The organism is Protofrankia sp. Cr1, assembly GCF_963555865.1.
GTDB lineage: Bacteria > Actinomycetota > Actinomycetes > Frankiales > Frankiaceae > Protofrankia.
Window position 1 is genome coordinate 1,082 of the sequence record NZ_CAUVXO010000414.1, and the last position, 4,082, is coordinate 5,163.

3 protein-coding genes are annotated in these 4,082 nt (G+C 69.3%); all 3 read left to right on the top strand.

The genetic code is table 11. From position 1 onward, the window contains the following. Window positions 1–1,012, top strand: a 1,012-nt coding sequence (locus U9980_RS22640) for a lanthionine synthetase C family protein (protein WP_322769782.1), incomplete at its 5' end; no start/stop codon positions are given. A 33-nt stretch (window positions 1,013–1,045) separates the two neighbouring features. Next, window positions 1,046–3,088 (top strand): methyltransferase, FxLD system, encoded by a 2,043-nt coding sequence (fxlM, locus tag U9980_RS22645; protein ID WP_322769783.1) that lies wholly within the window; start codon window positions 1,046–1,048, stop codon window positions 3,086–3,088. 60 nt (window positions 3,089–3,148) lie between these two features. After that, window positions 3,149–4,082 (top strand): hypothetical protein (locus tag U9980_RS22650; RefSeq protein WP_322769784.1); only part of this gene is annotated, 934 nt, incomplete at its 3' end.

Below are 4,082 nucleotides of genomic sequence, written 5' to 3' on the forward strand. Positions count from 1 at the left end.
GCTGCTCCACATCGAACGCGGCCACCTCACGCTGGCGCACTGCGCCCTGACCGAAGCGGTCGCGGACGGCGTGAGCGCCGGGACCACTGCGTGCCTGTTCTATGGAGCGCCTGCTGTTGAGTTCGTGCTTCGCTGCGCCGGACAGTCCGATCGCAGGATCGAGGGCGCTGTCGACGCAGTCGTGGTCCGGCGCCTAGCCGCGGCGATCGGGCGGCGAGCACGGGGCGACCGGCCGGCGCTGGCGGAGTTCGACCTGATCCGGGGACTGACCGGGCTGGGCGCCGTGCTGCTGTCTCGTGGAACGAGCACGCCGCTGCTCGGCGAGGTCCTGGCCTACCTGGTCGAACTGGCGGAGCCGGTGCACATCGGTGACGTGACATTGCCGGGCTGGTGGACGGACACCGGCCCCGGCAGCGAGGAGCTGGCCGGCGGGCACGCGAACAACGGCATGGCGCATGGAGCGGCCGGCGTACTGGCGTTGCTGGCCATCGCGCAGCGACACGGCGCCGAAGTCAGCGGCCAGAAGAAGGCCATCGGTTCGCTCACCCGCTGGTTGGAGCGGTACGGCACCACATACTGGCTCACCTGGGACCAGCTGACCGGATCGGAACCCCGGCCTGTCGAGCCTGCCCGCCCCTCGTGGTGTTACGGGGCCGTGGGCAGCGCTAGGGCCCGCCAGCTCGCCGCGCTCGCCCTGGGCGACTCCGACCGACGGCAAGCGGCCGAGAACACGGCCCACGCCGCGCTCACCGATCCGAGGGCGTCGCACCTGACCGTCGACGCCTGCCTATGTCACGGCTGGGCCGGCCTTCTGACCACGATCAGGGCGGTAGCGGGCGACAGCCCGGACCCGGACCGTTTCACAGGCCACATCACCGCTCTGGCCGAGAGGCTCTCCGCCGCACTCGGCAGCGTGCCCAAACCCGGCTTTCTGGAGGGCAGAGCTGGCGCCGAGCTGGCGCTTCTCGGCACACGGAACACGGGCTGGACACGCGCTCTGCTGATCGACTGACCCGGGTCACACCTGTGAGGAACGGGATACTGCATGGACGACGAAAGCGCCACTCTGGCGACCGGCACCGGCTGGCAACACGCCACCGTGTCGTTTCCCGGTGGCAACGGGGTGCCCCTTGATGCCGCTGCCTCCCTATCCACCGCACTTGCCCGCCAGCGGTTCCACTTCGTGCGCAAACGCGGTGGGCTGCGGCTGCGTACCGAGTACCCCGTGGCCCACGTCCTGGACGAGCTGGTCGCCGCCGGTCTGGCCTCCGGATGGGTCGGCGGGATCTACGAGCCGGAGACCCATGTCTTCGGCGGACGGGAGGCCATGGAGGTGGCCCACGACCTGTTCTGCGCCGACAGCCGCGCGGCGCTGACGCAGGCAGGGCGGCCGGAGAGTCGGGAACGCTGCGTGCTACTGGTCGCGACCATGCTGCGAGCGGCCCAGCTCGACCGGTTCGAAGCGGGCGACGTGTGGGCGAAGGTCGCGGCGATGCGGCCATCCGCCGAGCCTCCGGCCGGCATCCGACGCGCCCGGGCGCTCACGTCGACGCGCCGGCTCATCCACACCGACGCGACGCGGCTGGAGAGCCCGGACACCGCATGGGCCGAGCGGCTCACAGCGTTCGAGGACACTGGCCGGCGGCTCCACACGCTCGCCGACAACGGGCGGCTCACCCGGGGCCTGCGCGCAGTGCTCGCCCACCACGTGGTGTTCACGCTCAACCGCGCAGGTCTCAGCGCCGGGACACAGGCCGCCCTTGCCTGGCTGGCGACACAGTCCTGTTTCGCCGACACCGAACCCAGCGTCGTGTCCACCGTCCGATCGCCCAACCCAATCCCGAGGAACGAGCCGATGGACACCACTGCCGCCCCGGTCGCCGATCCCACCGAGCTGCGCGCCGCCCTCGTGCACAGGCTTACGCAGAGCGGTACCTTGCGCACCGACGCAATCGCCGAAGCTTTCCGGTCGGTGGAACGCCACCTGTTCGTCCCCGACGTCGAGGTCGCCGACGCGTATGCCGACGACACCGTGTCAGTGAAGACGAACGACCACGGCGAAATGATCTCCGCGATCTCCCAGCCGACGATCGTCGCCACCCAGCTCGAACAGCTCGACGCCCGGCCTGGCCAAACCATCCTGGAAGCCGGAGCGGCCACCGGCTACAACGCAGCCCTCGTCGGCCAGCTTGTCCAGCCCGGCGGCCGGGTCTGGACCATCGACGTCGACCAGGACCTCGTGGACGGCGCCCGAGCGCACCTCGCTGCGGCCGGGGTTTCAAACGTGACCGTGGTCCTCGGCGACGGCGCCACCGGACTCCCCGAACAGGCCCCCTTCGACCGAATCATCTTCACCGTCGGAGCCGGCGACATTCCTGCCGCGATCCTCAACCAGCTCGCACCCGACGGCCGTCTCGTCATCCCGCTGCGCATCCGGGGCAGCGTCTCCCGCTCGATCGCGTTCGAACGCGACGGCGACACGTGGACCTCGGTCTCCAGCGAGATGGCCACGTTCATGCCGCTGCGTAACGGCATCTGCGACGACGAGCGCACCATCATCAGGCTCGCCGGCGCCGGCGATGTCCGGCTGGAGATCTACGCCGAGCAGGACGTGGACGTCAAGAAGATCGCGACGGTGCTGGACCACCCGCCATACGGCGTGTACACCGGTGTGAAGTTCCGTAAGGGCTCGGCGTGGGAGTGGCTCTACCTGTGGCTGGCCTGCACCCTTCGCAACGGCATCTCCCGGATGTCTGGAACCCGCCCAGGATTCACACCGCACTTCTTCTGGGGCTCCATGGCTACCGTCGACCATGACACCATCGCCTACCTCACGGTCCGCGAGGGCACGGACGCGGACGGCCGGTTCTGGGAGATCGGGGTCATCGGCCACGGGCCGCGCGCACATGCCCTCGCCGACGACACGGCCGCCGCGATCGAGGAGTGGGCCGCCCGCACCCGCCGTGACAGCACGTCCGCCCCTCGCTTCCGCATGGCCACTCGAGGGGCCAAGGAGACCATCCAGGCCAGCGACCCGCGGTTCGTCATCGATAAGGCAAGCTCCCGCATCGTGGTCGACTGGGCCTGAGCGCGGCGACAGCTATCTGGACGGATTCAGCCAGACCAGGCCCTCAAGGACACCATTGAGATGAACATCACCGCAGCGCATTGGCTCCCACTGGTATGCCGCCCCAAACCATCCGGGCTTCCCCTTGCCAACCGCATCGGGAACCTTGGGAAGGCCATGCGGGAGGCCAAGAACGTCGACCGCTTCGGGCAGGTGGCGCACGCAAGTGAAGTGTTCAACGCCGCCGCCCTCATCGCGTCGGACGCAGGGCTGGCAGATCTCGCCCGGGACCTTTGCTGGCGTCACTACGACATCTTCACCAGTGAGGGCGACCCAGAGCCAGACCTCGCCGCACTCGCGCTGCAGCCAGTCCTCAACATCCCACGGCAGCTGATCCGCGACGGCGCCGGAACATACGCCTACGAGCTGTTTGAGCGGCTCTACCGGGCCGCTCAACAACAAGGCGCGGCCGACATCTGCGGCCATAGCGTCGACCTGTCCGCAGCGACGCGCGGAGCGGAGAACCACCGAAAGATCTGCACGCAGCTGTGGGCCGCCGTACTCTCCGACGGCACGCGGGCCCTGGCGCAAGCCGGGCGGTGGATCGACGCCGTCGAGGTCATGACCGCACACCGAGGCGTCGGGCACAGACTGCTCGACGGCCGCCAGGCCCTCGTCATGTCACTCCTTCAACGAGGCCGTCCCGACCAGGCCATAACCGTGCTCGACAACACCACACCAACCGAGCCATGGGAGCACACCGTCGCAGCGGTCCTACGGTTGTACTGCCGCGCGCAGACCGTCTCCATCGCGGGAGACGAACTCGACACGGCACTGGGCGAGGCGCTGACGCTGGTGGAGAAACCCGAGCCGACGACCATCGTGTTCCGCATCCGCGTCGGCCTCACCGCGCTCGACCTTGCCGGTAGCCACGTCACACCGCGGACACGACGCCTCCGTCATGCACTCACCACCACCGCGCGGACCGACGCCTACGCGGCTCGGGACGCACTCA